The organism is Sphingopyxis sp. 113P3 (genome assembly GCF_001278035.1).
In the GTDB taxonomy this organism is placed as follows: Bacteria; Pseudomonadota; Alphaproteobacteria; order Sphingomonadales; family Sphingomonadaceae; genus Sphingopyxis.
On record NZ_CP009452.1, the window covers coordinates 3129355 to 3146931 of the forward strand.

Here is a 17577-nt window from a genome sequence, read left to right on the forward strand (position 1 = left end):
GCTCAGCACACGTCAATACGGTCGAGCGGCGCCGCACGCCATGCAAGCAACATCCGCCCAGGCCGCCGCCCCGCGAGGCCCGTCGACACGAAGCCCACGCGGCGCAGCAGCGCCCGCGAGCGCGCATTGTCGGGGTGGCATTCGGCCACGATCGAGCAACCGGGCCGCGAGGCCGCGAGCGCGTCGATCACCGCACGCACTGCCTCGGTCGCAAGGCCGTGTCCCCGCGAGCGCGCCGCGAACCAATATCCGATCTCAAAGTGACCCCCGGTACGGCGATGGACGCCGATCACGCCGTCGAGCGCGGTCCCACCGACGCTGCGGACAGCGTGAAAGACATCGCCGCGGCCCGACCCCGCAATCAGCGCGCGCGCATCGCTTTCGGTGAAAGGCTCGTGCAGGAAATCGATCTGCGACGTCACCGTCTCGTCGGTGATTGCCGCAAGTGCGCGGGCATCATCGGCGGTAAGCGGCGCGATGCGGCACCGCTCGGTCGACAGGGCAAGCAAGGTATCGGTCATGTCGCGTCTTCTTCTCAAAACGCGCGCCGTGACGGAGGAGGATTGCTTGATGCTGACCAATCGCCTGTCCGAACACGGCGGCGATGGTCACAGGATGATGCCATGCCGCTCCTAGGTAAAGGAGCGCCAATACGCCTTGAAACGAAGGGATCGGTCGTTGGTCATCGCAGCGGTCTCTAACAGCTTTGACGGCGGCGATCAACGCCGGCCACAGCCGCAAGGCAGGACAATTTCTGCCGGTCGGTGAGGAGCGAGCCGCGCGCGGTCGCTACACCAGCTCAGCCCCCCTTTCCTTCCTCAAAATGCCAAGAGAGAAAATATCCGCAAGATCATAACGAATTGCGTTACTGTTTCACAGTCTCGAAGAACAGAAAAACCAGTTCTGAGGAAAGATCTTTCCTTTTTCAAGACTTGATTAAATTTTGGGAAATGCCATATTGGCCTTGGCGGGCAAGGCACTGTCTTCATTCCCTCTGACGTGCCGGCACGACGCAGCGCGCGTGCTCCGAAAGGATACCCCGCCACCATATTTTGGTCGTGGTCGAACGCGGCGCTTGCCCGCAAGATGTCGGCGACGCCGCCGCCCCATCCCCCGCCATCGCTCCATGCCGATGACAGCTTTGAAGACAATGCCCCGCCGCGCATGCGACCGGCGAGGCATATTTCAAGTCCATACGCCATGATCGACGGTCATCTGCGCCCCCACCGGCGGGACCTTTAAGGCAGGCGGCGGGGGCGCTTGGGCCGTTCAGCGACCAGGAATCAGAGCGGGGTCAGCATGGCTCCGAATGACACGAGGGCGAGCAGGGCGACCGGGATGAGCAGCAGAAGCGATGAGATATCTTCGCCAGCCCTTCCGATGCGATCCGCGTCGAAAGCTTCGAAGCGGGGCGCCGCGGCCGAGCCAGGCCTCGGGATTTGGGCATGCAACGGCTCGACAGGACTGTCCTCCAACGCGCGGTCGCGCTCGAAGGATACAAAATGAATAGACATGGCAGTTTCTTTCACAGTGATAGGTAAGCAGAACGACAGGGGGTCGATCCGCCCGGCGATCAGCCGATCAGCCACCAGAGCGCCGCTCCAGCTGCCGCGACGGGGAGGATGAGCAAGAGCGACAGAAGTCTGCTCGATACGCTGAGCTCGTCGCCGTGGTCGCGGTAGAAGGCGGCAAGCTTGTCCGACAGCGCGTCGTCGGCCGTCATCACGGCCTTGTCGATCAACGGCAGGTCGGGAAAGATTGCGACAAGCCGGGCGAGTTCGAACGAGTCAAGCCGCGGATAGCGGGCGAGCAGGCGTTCGGCTTCCTGCGTCTTCCGGCACGCGCGGCGGACAGCGGGATGAGATCGGGTCGCCATTGTGAGTAGCTCCATTGTCCAGCAAAGAGGACCGGACGGCGCAGCGTCCGTCCGGGTGGGAGAATTTGCCTCGCATCAGGAGAAAGGGGCGCGGACATCCTGCCGCCGGCCCATCACGAGATGCCATGCACCGGACGCAGCCTGGCGGGCCCGCGTCCGGCTAGACGCCAATCAGCAGGCGTCCGCTGGTGCAGAAAGGATCTTTGACACTCATGACGGCTCCGTAGATAACGGTGTCACAGAAATATTCAAGATATGCGCGACCATTGACGGCAGAGTGACAAGACCATTTAATTTTAACGGAAAGAAATATTCTAAAATTTCCGGAGATAGTCCTAATTTTGTTACTTTTCATTAAAGATCACTGCGGTGGCCACACCCAAACGGAAGATCTTCAATTATATTTTTGTCAGATATTCTATTTTCTACCGGCACTGGGAGCGACGGTGTGCTTTGGGAATGAGGAGAGCGCGCCCGCCCAGGACATGAAGTCGCTGCAGGTCATCCCCGCGGTCCTGCGATCATCAACAGGACGGTCGGCTTGCTCCGAGGCGCAGAAGATCGAACTCAGGCCCGATCGATTGGGCCCGCATCGATCAAGGGCGCCGCGTCCATGTCGGCTGCGCCCAATATGTCCGCCAGCCGCTCTGTGCCAGCGAGGACCATCGCTTGCTCCCACGCAGGCAGCGCCGAGAAGCGGGCGCTGAATATTTCCTGCAACATATCGGGGGCCTCCGCGAGGCGGCGCCTGCCCTCGGGCGTCGCCTCGAGCAGCATCCGCCGCTTATCCCTATCGCTGCGCGCGCGCGTCACGAGGCGCAAGGCTACAAGCCGGTCCACGATTGCGGTAATCGTCGCGTGGCTGAATTGCAGGCGCTGCGCGACCACACCCGGGGTAACCTCTTCCCCACCATCAATCTCGCGCAGGACCAGCAATTGCGAGGGCGTGAGCCCCGTCGCAGAGGCAAGGCGCCGCGTGCCGCCTTCAGCCGCGCGCAGGACGCGCCGCAGGGCCTTCAATGTCGCGCTCGCTATCTCCGAATCCATGGGCATTTGTTAGCGGCCTCGCCCGCCCCCGCAAAGCGCTTACGGACCAAGGGCACACCATTCTTTTTCACCTCTCGAAAGATTAAATGCCCGCCTTGGGGTTGAGATCAGCCATGAACCCCTTATATTTCCTTCGAATCATGATCAGACCGCCTTTGGGTCATCGGAAAATCATTTCAGGAGATGAAAGATATTTGTTCGGCAAAAAGACGCAGAGTCATTGCCTCCAGGGAAAGATCGGGATGAAGCGCCAGCCGTCGCGGACGAAATCCTGCTACGCAAGCCGAGGGCCGCAGACGGACCAGCCATAACCGCGTTGATTGCGGCCTGCCCGCCGCTTGATCGCAACAGCCGCTATTGCAACCTTCTGCAATGCGCGCATTTCGCCGACAATTGCATTGTCGCCGAAAAGGCGGGCCGCATCGTCGGCTGGGTCTCAGGCTATCGCCCTCCTTCGGAGCCTGACACCTTTTTTGTCTGGCAGGTCGCCGTCTCGGCAGAGGGGCGCGGGAAGCAGCTTGCCCGCCGCATGATCTCCGCCCTGCTTGCAAGGCCGGAGCAGCGGGATGCGACCCATCTGATCACCACGATAACCGATGACAATGAGGCGTCATGGCGTCTGTTTCGCGGGCTAGCCAGAGATTGGCGAGCCCCCCTTGAGCGGAAGGCGTTTTTCGAGCGCGAAACCCACTTCGCCGGCGCCCACGCTACCGAGTTCCTGGCCCGCATCGGACCTATTGATCGCCAGACCATTCACGAAAAACGGGGTTGAACCATGACCATGTCACCTGAACCGTCCGGCACGATTCCGGACACGGCCATCTATGATCGCCGCGAATCCGCAGTCAGAAGCTATGCCCGCTCGATGCCGCGCCAGTTCGGCCGCGCCGAAGGCGTGTGGATGCATGACGATCAGGGCGGCCGGTATCTCGACTTTCTGTCGGGCTGCTCAACGCTCAACTATGGTCACAATCATCCGATTTTGAAGCAGGCCTTGCTCGACTATATTTCCGCGGACGGTATCGCACACGGGCTCGACCTTCACACCAGCGCCAAGCAAGACTTTCTCTCGGCTTTCGAGGAGCTGATTCTGAAGCCGCGCGGGCTCGATTATCGGGCGATGTTCACTGGGCCCACGGGCACCAATGCGGTCGAGGCCGCGATCAAGCTCGCGCGCAAGATTACGGGCCGCGAGTTGGTGATTGCCTTCACCAATGGCTTCCACGGCATGACGCTCGGCGCGCTCGCCTGCACCGGCAACGCTGCCAAGCGCGGGGGCGCGGGCGTGCCGCTCAGCCATGTCGCGCACGAGCCCTATGACGGCTACTATGGCCCCGACGTCGACACCGCCGACCTTCTGGAGCAAAGGCTCGCCGATCCCTCGAGCGGACTCGACGCTCCCGCTGCCTTCCTTGTCGAGACGGTGCAGGGTGAAGGCGGCCTCAACGCCGCATCACCCGAATGGCTCCGCCGGATTGCCGATATCGCGAAGTCGCACGGCGCGCTGCTGATCGTCGATGACATCCAGGCCGGCTGCGGCCGCACGGGCGGCTTCTTCAGCTTCGAGGCCATGGGTTTCACCCCCGACATCGTGACGCTCGCCAAGTCGCTGTCGGGCATGGGGCTGCCCTTTGCGCTGACCCTGCTGCGCCCCGAACTCGACCAATGGTCGCCAGGTGAGCACAACGGAACGTTTCGGGGGAACAACCACGCCTTCGTGACAGCAACCGCGGCGCTACGCCATTTCTGGAGCACGGATGCATTTCACCGCGACATTGAGCGGCGCAGCCAGCTTCTCGAATCGCGCCTCCTTCGCATCGCCGCCGAACATGGCTTCGAAGTGCGCGGCCGCGGCATGATGCGCGGGATCAATCTCGGCTCGGGTGAACTCGCCGCGAGCGTGACCGCCGCCTGTTTCGATGCCGGTCTCATCATCGAGACCAGCGGTGCGCGTGACGAAGTTGTCAAGGTGCTCGCGCCGCTTGTCATCGACGATGCCGTCCTCGGCATCGGCCTCGACATACTCGAAGCCAAGATACGCGAGGCGACGGACAACAATTATGCCGTCGCCGCCGAATAACGCAGGAGAAACCGCATGATCGTCCGCCACCTCAACGACATCCGCAAGTCTGACCGCAACGTCCGCTCCAATGGCTGGGCGAGCGCCCGGATGCTGCTCAAGGATGATGGAATGGGCTTCTCCTTCCACATCACCACAATGTTCGCGGGGAGCGAGCTCAAGATGCACTATCAGAACCATCTTGAGGCCGTCTTCATTCTCAAGGGCACCGGCACGGTCGAAGATCTGGCCACTGGCGAAGTCCACCGGCTGGAGCCCGGCGTTCTATATGCGCTCAATGACCATGACCGGCACATCGTGCGGCCCGAGACGGATATATTGACCGCCTGCGCCTTCAACCCGCCCGTGACCGGCAAGGAGGTGCATGACGAAAGCGGGGCCTATCCCGCTGACGCCGACCGCGTCGCTGCCGATTGATCCCAAGAATGAAAAAGGAGGCGTCCGATGCAGGACCTCTATCCCTCACGCCGCAGCGCCGAGGCGGAGATGCGGCCGCGGCTCGACCCTGTCGTTCATAACCAATGGACGGAGGACGCACCGATCAGCGCCGCGCAGGCCGAGCAGTTCGACCGCGACGGCTATATCCTGCTCCAGCATATCTTCTCGGAAGAGGAGGTGGCCTTCCTGCAAAAGGCTGCAGGCGCTCTGCTCGCGGATCCGAACGCGCTCGACCGCGAGACGATCGTGACCGAACCCCAGGCCAAAGAGATACGCTCGATCTTCGAGATCCATGCGCAAAGCCCCGTGATGGCGCGCCTCGCTGCCGACGCACGGCTTGCCGATGTCGCGCGTTTTCTGCTTGGCGACGAGGTTTACATCCACCAGTCGCGCCTCAACTATAAGCCTGGCTTTCGAGGCAAGGAATTCTACTGGCACAGCGATTTCGAGACATGGCATGTCGAGGACGGCATGCCGCGGATGCGCGCGCTGTCGATGTCGGTCCTGCTCGCGGACAATACCCCGCACAACGGGCCGCTGATGCTGATACCGGGGTCGCACCGCACGTTCTTAAGCTGCGTCGGCGAAACCCCGGACAATCATTATCTCAGCTCGCTCAAACGCCAGGAATATGGCGTCCCTGATGAAGAAAGCCTTGCCGAGCTCGCGCACAAGCACGGGATCGTGGCGCCGACCGGCAAGCCGGGGACGGTGATAGTGTTCGACTGCAATCTGATGCACGGATCGAATGGCAATATCACCCCCTTCCCGCGTGCCAACGCCTTCCTCGTCTATAACGCCCTCTGCAACCGGCTGGGGCCGCCGTTCGGGGTAGACAAGCCGCGTCCGTGGTTCCTTGCGAATCGCAGCGATCCCCGGCCGTTGACGATCGAAAGGGGCTCGCTCGTCGAGGCCGTGGCGGCATGAAGGGGCACAGCGTCGAGAAGATTGGCGGCACCTCGATGGCCGCGACGGCGACATTGTTCGACAATGTGTTGATCGGCGGCCGGTCGGGGGCCGACCTTTATAACCGCATCTTCGTCGTCTCGGCCTATGCGGGGATGACCGACCTGTTGCTCGAGAACAAGAAAAGCGGCGCGCCGGGCGTATACGGCCGCTTTGTCGCCGACGATGATGCCGGGAGCTGGCGCGGGGCGATGGAGAATGTCCGCGGCGCAATGCGCGCGCGTAACGCGGCGATGTTTGCGCGGCCCGAAAGCCGGGCCGAGGCCGACGCTTTCGTGGACCAGCGCATCGACGCGGTTGCTGCCTGTCTCGACGACCTGGCACGGCTGCGGGCCCACGGCCGCTTTTGCGTCAAGGAACAGCTGATGACGGTTCGCGAACTTCTCGCCGGAATCGGCGAAGCCCATAGCGGGCACAGCACCGCGATGCTGCTGCGCGACCGCGACGTGAACGCGTGCTTCGTCGATCTGACATTGTGGGACCAGGACCATCTTGGAAGCCTTGACGAACGGCTCAAGGACGCCTTCGCTTCGATCGACCTTGCAACGACTATGCCGATCGTCACCGGCTATGCAGGATGCGAGGGCGGGATGGTTCGTCGTTATGCGCGCGGCTATACCGAAATGACCTTCTCGCGCCTCGCGGTTGTCACCGGCGCGCGCGAGGCGATCATCCACAAGGAGTTTCATCTGTCGAGCGCCGACCCCAAGCTGGTGGGCGAGGACAAGGCGTGCAAGATCGGGCGCACCAACTATGATGTCGCAGACCAGCTTGCGAACCTCGGCATGGAGGCAATCCACCCCGGCGCAGGGCGCGGATTGAGGCAGAGCGGGATTCCGCTGCGTGTCCGCAACAGCTTCGACCGTGAAGACGGCGGCACATTGGTCACCGGCGACTATGTCTCCGACGTACCAAGGGTCGAAATTGTCACAGGTGTCCGCCAGATGCAGGCGCTGACATTTTTTGAGCAGGATATGGTCGGGGTGAAAGGCTATGATGCCGCGATCCTCGACGCCCTGACGCGCCACCGCATATGGATCGTCAGCAAATCGTCGAATGCGAACACGATCACCCATTATCTGTCGGCAAGCGCCGAGGCGCTGAAAGGCGTGATCGCCGACCTGCAGAAAGACTATCCCGAGGCTTCCATCTCGGCGCAGCCAGTCGCGATGGTCGCGGCGATCGGCAGCGACATATCGCGCCCCGGGCTCGTCCCCGATGCACTCGGCGCGCTGGAGAGGGCCGGCATCGGCATCATCGCGCTCCAGCATCAGATCCGCAACGTCGACGTCCAGTTCATTGTCGAATGTCGCGATTTCGAGGCAGCGGTGCGCGCGCTCCACAAGGCCCTCGTCGAGGACCAAGTTGCAAGGACGGAGGGCCGGCGCGCCGCATGACGCGGTGGCCGGACGCGTCCGATGCTGGCAGTGATATTGCCTGTACGAAGCCTCCTCGTCGCGATTTTCGTGATGATGGCTGGTGCCGGCTTTCTTTCGACCTTGATTGGCCTGCGGCTCGAACGGGCCGGCAGCGGTACGATGATCATCGGTCTCGTCGCTGCATCCTATTTTGCCGGACTCGTTGCGGGCGCTCTGCGGGCGGGCGAGGTGGTTCGCCGCGTCGGTCATATCCGGGCCTTTGCCGCGTTCGTCGCACTCCTGTCGGCGAGCACGCTCACCTATGCCCTGTTTCAGCATCCTGCGCTGTGGGCCGCGCTGCGCCTTGTCGACGGGCTGTGCGTCGCCGGTGTCTTCATCTGCGTCGAAAGCTGGCTCAACGACCGCGCTGACGCAGCGGCGCGCGGGACGGTGCTCGCCTGGTACATGGTCGCGCTCTATTCGGGACAGGCACTTGGCCAACTCATCTTGCGGTCGGGAACGAGCGCGCCGCAGATACCCTTCGAAATTGCATCGATCCTGATTTCGCTCGCGATCATCCCCGTCTGCCTGACGCGGGCCGCCGCGCCGCCGCTCGAGGATGCCGCCTCGCTGCCGCTGAAGCGCCTGTTTGAAGCCTCACCTCTCGGCGTCGCAGGCGCCGGCACCACGGGACTGCTGCTCGGCGCCTTCTACGGTCTCGCCGCCATCTACGCGCGCCGGATCGGCCTCGGCCTCGGCGACACCGCGACCTTCATGACAACGGTGATCATTGGCGGCGTTGCGCTGCAATGGCCACTCGGGCGCCTGTCCGATCACTATGACCGCAGGCTGGTAATCGTCGGCGGCTTCGCACTGACCCTCGCGGTCAGCATCGCGCTCGCATGGCAGCCGGATGGCGCGTTGCTGCTCGCGCTCGGCTTCGCCTTCGGCGGCCTCAGCTTCGCACTTTATCCGCTCAGCGTGGCGCACGCCAACGATCGGCTGCTTCCCTCCGAGCGCGTGACTGCGAGCGCGCAGCTTGTCCTCATCTATTCCGTCGGCGCAGCGCTCGGCCCGATCGGCGCGGCGGCGGCCATGACCGCCGCGGGTGCGGGCGGCCTTTTTGTCTTCATCGCCCTCGCCGCGGGCGTCCTCCTCGGCTTCGGCCTCTGGCGCCTCGTGGCGAGCGAGGCGGTACCAGGAGAGGCGCAGCAGGACTTCCAGATCCTGCCGCGCACCACGCCGACTGCCGCGCTCCTCGATCCGGCTGCAGCCCCCCACGATACCAACAGGTGACGACATGACCACGCAAACGGCCTTGCCTTCCGATACTGCAACCGCCTGCGCACCCGGGAGCGATCCTTCGACATTGCGACGCGCGATCACAGCATCGGCGCTGGGCAACGCGACCGAATGGTTCGACTACGGCATCTACGCCTATGGGGTCACTTATATCTCGGCCGCGCTCTTTCCGGGCGAGTCCGACGAAGCGGTGCTCTTCGCCCTCGCAACATTTGCCATTTCCTTTCTGGTGCGGCCCTTGGGGGGCCTCTTCTGGGGCCCGCTCGGCGATCGCATTGGGCGCAAGTCGGTGCTCGCACTGACCATCTTGCTGATGGCGGGCGCGACTTTCGGGGTAGGCTTGATCCCCTCCTATGACCGCATCGGCTTCTGGGCGCCGACCTTGCTGATCCTGCTGCGCATGGTGCAGGGCTTCTCCACGGGCGGCGAATATGGCGGTGCGGCAACTTTCATGGCCGAATATGCGCCGGACGAGCGCCGCGGCTTCTTTGGAAGCTTCCTCGAATTCGGAACGCTTGCCGGCTTTTCCCTCGGCGCCGCGCTCATGCTGCTCTTTTCGCTGACCCTCGGCGAGACGGCAATGCACGACTGGGGCTGGCGAATCCCCTTTCTGATCGCCGCGCCGATGGGGCTCATCGGCACCTATTTGCGCTCGCGCATGGAAGACACACCGATCTTCCTCGAAGAGTGCGTCGTTGCCGAGGCCCAGCGTTCGCCCGGCATCGGCGCGCTGATCCGCGATCATTGGCGTCCCCTCCTCGTTGTCGGCGGGCTGGTCGTCGCGCTCAACGTCGTCAATTATACGCTGCTCAGCTATATGCCGACCTATCTGCAGCGCCGTATCGGCCTGTCAGCCGATCAGGCGCTGATTGTGCCCATTATCGGCATGGTCTTCATGATGTGTTTCCTGCCTCTTGCCGGCGCGCTTTCCGATCGTATCGGACGGCGTCCCATGTGGCGCATTTCACTTCTCGGACTTCTGGCGGGGGTCGTGCCCCTCTACATGCTGATGGGCACCGGGCTCGCAGGCGCCACCGTTGCTTTCGTCGTGCTCGGCCTTCTCTACGTGCCGCAACTTGCGACCATCTCGGCAACTTTCCCGGCGCTGTTCCGGACTCCGGTACGCTTTGCGGGCTTTGCAATTTCCTATAATGTCTCGACGTCGATTTTCGGCGGGACCGCGCCGGCCATTGGCAGCGCGCTGATCAACTGGACCGGCGATCAGCTCATGCCGGCCTATTATATGATGATCGCCTGCCTTATCGGCCTCCTCGCGCTGCATTATATGCCCGAGACCGCCGGGAAGTCGCTACGCGAAGACCCCTTTGCCGCGAAACCCGGTCGCTGACCCAGACCACCCCTGATGTCGACAATTGGAGAAGAGGTCCGCACGCGCGGGTTTGACGCCATGCAGCAATTGACGAACGAAAGCCTTTCCGCCTTCCGCAACATTCCCCTTCCTGACGGTCTGCCGCCGTGGGCGGAAACCCTCGCCGCAGTGGGACTTCTCGCCGGCATCGCGTGGCTTGCCAACTTCGCGGTCAAGCACGGGCTCCTCCGGTTTGCCGTGCGCATGCTGCCCGATAACGGCCCGACGCCAGCGCCGATTGCAGCGCGCCTTGCCAACATCGTTCCGGCGCTGATCATCGCCTCGGGGATCCGCGCCGTCCCGCACCTGCCTGTCGCGGCGACGACGGTCGTCAGCAATGTCGTTTCCGCGTCGATCATTCTTTTTGTCGCGATGGCGATCAGCGAAGCGCTTCGCTTCGCAAACCGCATCTATGAGCGTCGTGCGGATGCGGCGAGCCGCCCAATCAAGGGCTATATCCAGGTTCTGCAGATCCTGCTCTATGCCGGCGCGGCGATCCTCATCATCGCAGCGCTGATGGAAGAGTCGCCCTTGCTGCTGCTATCGGGCCTTGGGGCAATGGCAGCCGTGCTGATGCTCGTGTTCAAGGACACGATACTTTCGCTTGTCGCCTCGGTCCAGCTGACCTCGAACGACATGCTGCGCGTCGGCGACTGGATCGAAATGCCGCAGATGGGGGCGGACGGCGACGTCATCGACATCGCGCTGCACACGGTCAAGGTGCAGAACTGGGACAAGACCATCACGACTATTCCAACTCACCGCCTGATCGCCGAAAGCTTCCGGAACTGGCGCGGCATGTCGGAATCAGGCGGTCGCCGGATCAAGCGCGCGGTGTTGCTCGATCAAAGCTGCATTCGTTTCCTGTCTGACGACGAACGCCGCGAGCTGGGTCGGATCGCTCTGATCCGCGAGCATCTTGAACGCAAACGCAATGAACTCGGCGAGTGGAACACGCGCCTGGGCGAGGCGGGCCGCGAGCCGGTCAATGCGCGCCGACTTACGAACATCGGCCTCTTTCGGGCCTATGTCCTCAACTATCTGCGTGCCGACGCCCGCATCGCGAAGGACATGACACTGATCGTGCGCCAGCTCGCACCGACGCCGCAGGGTCTGCCGCTCGAGATATACTGCTTTACCGCCACGACAGCGTGGAACGATTATGAGAATATTCAGGCCGACATTTTCGACCATCTCCTCGCGATCCTGCCGGAGTTTCACCTTCGCGTCTTTCAGGAACCGAGCGGCATAGACTTGCAGCGGCTGGCGGGCTGACCCGGCGACCTCTTTTATTGGCAGCCTCGTTCCTTGCCAAAGGAAAGGCCGGAGCGACGCGAAGTTCGCTCCGGCCCCCGAACGCAGGCCTCGCCTCGACTGGTCAGGTCAGAAGGCAAAGCTCGCGGTCACACGCGCCCCGTGCGTGCGGCGGTCCGACGCCAGCGTGCCGCTGTAGGCGGCGCCGATCCGGAAAGGGCCGCTCGTGTAATCGAAGCCAGCTTCGATCTCGGCCGAGTTCTTCGGAATCAGCGTGCCGGTCAGCACGAAGGGCGAACCGCCGCCACTCGCAAACGCCGCCCCCACGGGCGCTCCACGATCACCCGAGGCGCGATTCCAGGCAGCCGAAGCATAGGGCTGGAAGCCTGGCTGTCCGATATTGAAGCGGGCGCGCGCGCCGAGGCTGAGGAAAGTGGTTTCCTGCTTGGCTCCAGCGACCGCGAGCGCCGCGTTGCCGCCGGTTTCGGCGAAGGCATCGCTCTTGGTGCGAACATGGGCGAGCCGGGCAAAGGGCGTCAACGCCGCCTTGCCCATGACGAAGTCATAGCCCGCCTCGCCGAAGATCTGGAACGTGTTCGCGTCGCGCGCCGACTTCAGCGTCTGTGCAAGCGGCGCAAAGACCACCGAACGCGTGGTGTCGACGTCGTGCCAGCCATAGGCAAGGCCGAAAGCACCGCGGAAGCCCTCTCCTGTTCCATAGGCAAGGTGCGCTGCCAGATACTTGCTGTCGGCCTTGGCCCGGTCATTCCGCCCGTCGGCGCGGAAGTCCGAATTGCCGATCCCGGCCGAGAGCGCGGCGGCAAATCCGTTGCCGCCGTAGCCGAAGCCTGCAACGAGCCCCTTATGGTCGGTCTTGATGCCGCGGCCGCCGGCCTGCGCGTCGAAGTCGCCCCAGCCACCGAACGCTGAGCCCCATATGAAGGCGCCGCTTTCCTGTGGCGCTTCCATGCCGAGCAGCGCGCTGCGCAGGTGGCGGCTGTCGTCAGTGAGGCCGCTCAGCGTGTGCGCGAGAATCTCGCCCGACAGGTCGCCATAGGCCGCTTGAGCAACTGACGCATTCTGGACCAGCAGCGCCTCGAACAGCGGATCGTCGATGCCGCGCGCCTGGATTGCGGCCGCGACCCCCGCCTGGTTGGCGCCGACCGCGACATCGGCAAAATCCAAGTCGTTGCGATAAAGCGAAAGCGTCACGCTGTTCTGACCATAGCGCAGCAGCGGATCAAGGAACGCAAGGTCGCTCGTCACCGACCCGAAGGTTCCGGTGATGCCATCCGCTCCGGTCAGGATGATGTAATCGGTTCGCGGATTATAGGCGCCATCCTCTGCGAGCACCGACACGCTCGCCGTGCTCGCGATGGTGACCGCGCCCGTCGCGTCGATCCGGTCCGCCTCGCCCGCGGCATTGACCTCGACTTCGAAGACCGAGCCGGGAGCGAAGGCGAGATCGCCTGCGACTGTGAGGCGACCGATCGAATTGCCGGGCGCAATGGTACCCCCTCCCGCGACCGTCGTCGAACCGACGATGCCATTGCCGCCGAGCGTGCCGCCGTCGCCCACGGTCACCGGCGAGGAAGCGATCGAGCCGTTGACCGAGAGGGTGCCCCCGTTGATCGAAGTCGGGCCCGTATAATCGCTGTTGCCAGTGAGGTTGAGGTTGCCGGCGCCCTCCTTGGTGAAGCCGCCGGTGCCCGAGATCGTCCCGGCAAAGGCGCTATCTTCGTCCTGGTCGACGGTGAGATCATTCTCGCCCATCTGAACCGTTGCGCCCTCTCCGCCCGAAAGGCCGCCGATCGTCTGATCGTTGCCCGAAATGTCGAGCGTACCCCCACCGAGATCGAAGACCGTTTCCGGATCGATCAGGCCGCCGATGCGGACCGAGCCCGCGAGGATGTTGGTGATGCCATCGAAATTATAGTCGCCGCTGAAGATCAGGACGCCCGCCCCCATCTTGTCGAGGACACCGCTGCCCGAAAAGGCGCCGAGGAAATCATAATCATCCGAGCGGTTGAAGATGAAGCGTCCGTCGTTGACGATATCGCCCGCAAACTGGCCTTCGGTTCCCCCCGCGCCGAGCTGGAAGCTGCCGTCCCCCGACGTGGTCACGTCGCCGAGGAGAGTTCCGGTGAGCACAAGACCGCCGTTTGCAATCAGCGTGCCGCCGGTGTGCGCGACCGTGTCGGTGTCGATGGTGAAGACCGCCTCGCCGATCAGTTCGATCGTCCCCGTGCCGGTGATCGACAGCTCGTCGAGCTGTGAAACCACATCATTCTCGCTGAAGTTGAGCAGCAGCCGGCCGTTGGTCGTCACCGCCGAAGTGAGGATCGGCGAGGACAGCCCCTCGCCGTCACCGAGATCGGCCTCGTTGACCTGGAGCGCGGCGCCCTCGCCGATCGTGACCTGGTCGAATTCGCCGACCACCCCCGCGGTCGTCCAATAGCCGGCCGCAACATCGAGCGTTTCAAAGCCCGTCGCGGCGCCGAGCTGCTGCGCCTCAGTGAGTTCGAGAATATCGCCATCGAGCGTGAGGCTGTCGGCACCTGCGCCCGCATCGATCGCGCCGGTGATCGCACTGCCGCTCCGAAGCGTGACGGCATCGTCGAAGGCGCTGAGCTGAACGGCAACGCCGTTCCCGCCTCTGATCGTGCCGCTGTTCGTCAGCGTTATCGCACCGAGCGAGGTGAAAGCGACGCCGGTCTCGCTGAGGATTGTACCGCTGTTGCTCGCCGCCGCGCTGTCGACGTCGATCAGCACACCGCCGCTGATCGTGCCGCTGTTCACCAGTTCGCCCGCCTTGCCGCCGCTGTTCTGGCGGCCAATGACGACGCCGGTCTCGCTGCCCGAGATCGTTCCGGCGTTGGTGACCGAGCCGCCGCTGACCGCGAGCACGCCGTAACGCGCACCGGCTATCGTTCCGCCGGCCTCGTTGACGACGCTGCCGAGCATCGATTGGCCGCTGGTATCCTGGCCCGCGAAAGCCTGGATCGTCACGCCGTCGGTGAGAGCGCCTGCGACGCCCTCGATGGTCCCGCTGTTGACGATCGAGCCCCCGCCGAACAGGCGGATGCCGTCGTTGGTGTCGCCGCGGATGATCCCGCTGTTGGAGATTTCCGTGCCCGTCGCGCGCGCTTCGATCTGGCCCGTTTCGTCGTTGAAGTAAAGCTGAGTCACGATGCCGTAGCCAGCGCCCGAAATGGTGCCGCTATTGTCAACCACCGCGCCCGCCGACTGGATCATCACGCCGGCATCGGCCGGCGCTTCGCTGCCTTCATAGATGCCGTTGCCGCGGATCGTGCCCGCGTTGGACAAGGCAAGGCTCCCATCGCCGCCCGCAAAGACGCCGTGAGTTCCCCCCTCGATTGTGCCGCCCGCTGCATTGGTGATCGTCACGTCGCCGAGCGTCCCGTGAAACACGCCGGCGCTCTCAGCCGAGCTGATCGTCCCGCTGTTGGTCAGCGTTGCGCTGGCAAGATCACTGCCGAGACCGACGCCGTATCCGTTGATCCCGTCATCGCGGCTCGCCGTGATGCTGCCCGAATTGACGATGTTCGCGGTCTGCCCGCTCCGCTCGCCGCTATCGAGCGCGGTGCCCTGGATGAAGATACCGCCGTCGCTGCCTTCGATGATTCCTGCGTTCTCGACGTTGCCGCCGCCCGACAGAATGATGCCGAAGCGATCCCCTGCAATCGTGCCGTCCGCCGCGTTGGTGACAAGCGCACTGTAATCATCGCTCGCCTGGCCCTCAAAGGCGTACATGGAGATGCCGTCGGCGTCGGCGCGCCCGGTGCCGCTGATGGCCCCGCTGTTCGTCACGGTGCCGCCGCCGATCAGGCGAACGCCGTCATTGCTCTCGCCGCTGATCGTCCCGCTGTTGGTCACGAGAGTGCCGACCGCTTGTCCGAGCAGTGCGCCAATCTCCGGGTCGAACACATAGGCGGTCGTGATCCCAGCGCCGCCGCCCGAGATGGTGCCGCTGTTCGTCACGCTCGACGATGCCGTACCGATGGTAATGCCCGCATCGGGCGGGGCATCGAAGCCGTCGTAGGCGCCTTCGCCCCGGATCGTGCCGGCATTGATGACATCGAGTGTGCCGGTCGCATTCGAATAGATGCCCGATGTCGCGCCAGTAATCGTGCCGCCCGCGGCGTTCGTTACCGTCACCTCGGCGCGCGATCCGTGCGCCACGCCGGCGCCGAAGTCGCTGCTGATCGAGCCGCTGTTATCGAGGGTCGCACTCGACATGTCGCTGCCGAAGCCAACCCCATAACCGTCACCATCGGTCCCGCCGAGATCGCCCGTGCCGCGAATGCTGCCCGAATTGACGAGACTGGCGGTCACTCCGCCGCGATCGCCGCTGTTGAGCGCGGTACCCTGAACATAGACGCCGCCGGTGACGCCCGTGATGGCGCCGGCATTGTCGACGTCCCCGCCCCCCGACAGGATGATGCCATAGCGATCGCCTTCGATCGTCCCATCCGCCGCGTTGGTGACAAGCGCGCTGTAATCCTCGCTCGCCTGATCGTCATAGGCATACATCGAAATGCCGTCGGCATCGGCGCGGCCCGTCCCGGTGATCGTGCCGCTGTTGGTCACGCTGCCGCCGCCGATCAGGCGAACGCCGTCGTTGCTTTCGCCCACGATTGTCCCGCTGTTGTCCACCGCCGTGCCCGCTGCTCGGCCTTCAACGAGGCCGGTTGCAGGGTTGAAATAATAAGCGGTCGTCACGCCCGCGCCGGCGCCCGAGATAAGGCCGCTGTTGACGATCGTCGAGGGCGCGCCGAGGATCGTGACCCCGGCGTCCGGGGGCGCATCGAAGCCGTCATAGCTACCCTCGCCGCGGATCGTGCCCGCGTTGACGAGATCGATCCCGCCTTCATCGTCATAGACGCCGCTGGTCGCCCCGGCGATCGTCGCGCCAGCCTCGTTGATGATCGACACGCGGCCGAATGAGCCATTTGCAACGCCATGAGCTGCATTACCGACGATGGTCCCGCTGTTCACAAGGTCGGACGCGGCAAGCACATTGGCAAAGGTCAGGCCGCTTCCCCCCGAAATCGTGCCGGCATTGGTCACCGACGCCGTCTTGTTGCCAGCCGGGTCGTTGCCCTGCACCCAGAGACCGCCGGCGCCGCCGCTGAGGAGCCCTTCATTCTCGACAAGGCCGCCGTCGAACAGGATTGCGCCATAGCGCGCGCCGCTGATCGTGCCTCCCTCAGCGTTGGTGATCGTCCCGATCGCGGTGACATCCGACAAGTCCTGGTCGTCATAGGCATAGACTGACACGCCGTCGGCGTCGGCGCGTCCGGCGCCCGTAATCGTCCCGCTGTTGGCTACGCTGCCGCCGCCGATCAGGCGGACCCCGTCATTGCTCTCCCCCGCAATTGTGCCGCTGTTCGTCACGGCGACCCCGACCGCGCGCCCCTCGAGGATTTGTGTCTGCGAATCATAGAAATAGGCGGTGGAGATCCCGTGCCCCGCACCCGTGATCGTGCCACTGTTGGCAATGGCGGCGGGTCCACCGTCGAGCGTGATGCCGCCCTCGGGCAACACATCGAGCCCATCGGCGCTGCCGTTACCCCGGATCGTTCCCGCATTGGTGATGGTCGTTTGACTGGCGCGCGAATAAACGCCGATGCGATCGCCTTCGATCGTTTCGTCGGCCGGATTGTCGATCGAGGCTGGCGCGCCTGCGGGGACGAACCGGCCCAGTTCCGCTGCGCCCGCGGGGACCGTCAGCACGAAACCTGCCGTGACCAGCGCGGTCGTTGCACACAGCGCCGCACGATTCAAAGTCCGCCTCTTCACAATCTCATCCCCTTTTTACGTTACGCCCACGAGCAATGGCCAAAGCGCCGTCAGCGCTTCGCCC

General features: G+C 63.9%; 14 protein-coding genes. 8 read left to right on the forward strand and 6 right to left on the reverse strand.

What is annotated here, in order from left to right:
* Positions 1–2: 2 nt before the first annotated feature.
* The 5 genes from LH20_RS15200 to LH20_RS15215 all read right to left on the reverse strand — a co-directional run bounded on the left by LH20_RS15200 (position 3) and on the right by LH20_RS15215 (position 2923).
* The gene (locus tag LH20_RS15200) at positions 3–521 is read right to left on the reverse strand and encodes a GNAT family N-acetyltransferase (protein WP_053554955.1); all 519 of its coding nucleotides are present in this window, start codon (positions 519–521) and stop codon (positions 3–5) included.
* Between the two features lie 297 nt (positions 522–818).
* Positions 819–1166, reverse strand: coding sequence for a hypothetical protein (locus tag LH20_RS24015; RefSeq protein ID WP_235526995.1), 348 nt, complete (start codon positions 1164–1166; stop codon positions 819–821).
* A gap of 117 nt (positions 1167–1283) precedes the next feature.
* A complete protein-coding gene (locus tag LH20_RS15205; RefSeq protein ID WP_144423591.1) occupies positions 1284–1589 on the reverse strand; it encodes a hypothetical protein in 306 nt (101 codons plus the stop codon).
* The gene (locus LH20_RS15210) at positions 1574–1876 is read right to left on the reverse strand and encodes a hypothetical protein (protein WP_053554957.1); all 303 of its coding nucleotides are present in this window, start codon (positions 1874–1876) and stop codon (positions 1574–1576) included. The genes LH20_RS15205 and LH20_RS15210 overlap by 16 nt, the downstream gene beginning before the upstream one ends.
* A gap of 567 nt (positions 1877–2443) precedes the next feature.
* Positions 2444–2923: a MarR family winged helix-turn-helix transcriptional regulator gene (locus LH20_RS15215; RefSeq protein ID WP_053554958.1), complete on the reverse strand. Its 480-nt coding sequence runs from the start codon at positions 2921–2923 to the stop codon at positions 2444–2446.
* A gap of 220 nt (positions 2924–3143) precedes the next feature.
* Here LH20_RS15215 and ectA point away from each other — a divergent pair, with 220 nt between their 5' ends.
* The 8 genes from ectA to LH20_RS15255 are packed head-to-tail and all read left to right on the forward strand — an operon-like array spanning position 3144 to position 11711.
* Positions 3144–3695, forward strand: coding sequence for a diaminobutyrate acetyltransferase (gene ectA / locus LH20_RS15220; RefSeq protein WP_268796080.1), 552 nt, complete (start codon positions 3144–3146; stop codon positions 3693–3695).
* A 3-nt stretch (positions 3696–3698) separates the two neighbouring features.
* Positions 3699–5003: a diaminobutyrate--2-oxoglutarate transaminase gene (ectB, locus tag LH20_RS15225; RefSeq protein WP_053554960.1), complete on the forward strand. Its 1305-nt coding sequence runs from the start codon at positions 3699–3701 to the stop codon at positions 5001–5003.
* Between the two features lie 15 nt (positions 5004–5018).
* Positions 5019–5420 (forward strand): ectoine synthase, encoded by a 402-nt coding sequence (locus tag LH20_RS15230; protein ID WP_053554961.1) that lies wholly within the window; start codon positions 5019–5021, stop codon positions 5418–5420.
* 27 nt (positions 5421–5447) lie between these two features.
* Complete coding sequence (thpD, locus tag LH20_RS15235) at positions 5448–6368, forward strand: ectoine hydroxylase (protein WP_053554962.1); 921 nt, start codon at positions 5448–5450, stop codon at positions 6366–6368.
* Entirely contained in the window at positions 6365–7804 is a 1440-nt protein-coding gene (locus LH20_RS15240; protein ID WP_053554963.1) for an aspartate kinase, read from the forward strand. The genes thpD and LH20_RS15240 overlap by 4 nt, the downstream gene beginning before the upstream one ends.
* A gap of 21 nt (positions 7805–7825) precedes the next feature.
* Positions 7826–9061 (forward strand): MFS transporter, encoded by a 1236-nt coding sequence (locus LH20_RS15245; protein WP_053554964.1) that lies wholly within the window; start codon positions 7826–7828, stop codon positions 9059–9061.
* Positions 9062–9065: 4 nt separating this feature from the next.
* Positions 9066–10415, forward strand: a complete 1350-nt coding sequence (locus tag LH20_RS15250; RefSeq protein ID WP_053554965.1) for an MFS transporter — start codon at positions 9066–9068, stop codon at positions 10413–10415.
* A gap of 60 nt (positions 10416–10475) precedes the next feature.
* Positions 10476–11711, forward strand: a complete 1236-nt coding sequence (locus LH20_RS15255; RefSeq protein ID WP_053556306.1) for a mechanosensitive ion channel domain-containing protein — start codon at positions 10476–10478, stop codon at positions 11709–11711.
* A 108-nt stretch (positions 11712–11819) separates the two neighbouring features.
* On the opposite strand, the gene LH20_RS15260 is transcribed toward LH20_RS15255, so the two are convergent.
* Positions 11820–17513: an autotransporter domain-containing protein gene (locus tag LH20_RS15260; RefSeq protein ID WP_144423592.1), complete on the reverse strand. Its 5694-nt coding sequence runs from the start codon at positions 17511–17513 to the stop codon at positions 11820–11822.
* Between the last annotated feature and the right edge of the window lie 64 nt (positions 17514–17577).

Bases quoted from the DNA above. Each gene is read 5' to 3' on its own strand.
- LH20_RS15200 (WP_053554955.1), bottom strand. From the start codon at position 521: ATGACCGATACCTTGCTTGCCCTGTCGACCGAGCGGTGCCGCATCGCG.
- LH20_RS15215 (WP_053554958.1), bottom strand. From the start codon at position 2,923: ATGGATTCGGAGATAGCGAGCGCGACATTGAAGGCCCTGCGGCGCGTC.
- ectB (WP_053554960.1), top strand. From the start codon at position 3,699: ATGACCATGTCACCTGAACCGTCCGGCACGATTCCGGACACGGCCATC.
- LH20_RS15245 (WP_053554964.1), top strand. From the start codon at position 7,826: ATGCTGGCAGTGATATTGCCTGTACGAAGCCTCCTCGTCGCGATTTTC.
- thpD (WP_053554962.1), top strand. From the start codon at position 5,448: ATGCAGGACCTCTATCCCTCACGCCGCAGCGCCGAGGCGGAGATGCGG.
- LH20_RS15230 (WP_053554961.1), top strand. From the start codon at position 5,019: ATGATCGTCCGCCACCTCAACGACATCCGCAAGTCTGACCGCAACGTC.
- LH20_RS24015 (WP_235526995.1), bottom strand. From the start codon at position 1,166: ATGCGCGGCGGGGCATTGTCTTCAAAGCTGTCATCGGCATGGAGCGAT.
- LH20_RS15255 (WP_053556306.1), top strand. From the start codon at position 10,476: ATGCAGCAATTGACGAACGAAAGCCTTTCCGCCTTCCGCAACATTCCC.
- LH20_RS15240 (WP_053554963.1), top strand. From the start codon at position 6,365: ATGAAGGGGCACAGCGTCGAGAAGATTGGCGGCACCTCGATGGCCGCG.
- LH20_RS15250 (WP_053554965.1), top strand. From the start codon at position 9,066: ATGACCACGCAAACGGCCTTGCCTTCCGATACTGCAACCGCCTGCGCA.
- LH20_RS15210 (WP_053554957.1), bottom strand. From the start codon at position 1,876: ATGGCGACCCGATCTCATCCCGCTGTCCGCCGCGCGTGCCGGAAGACG.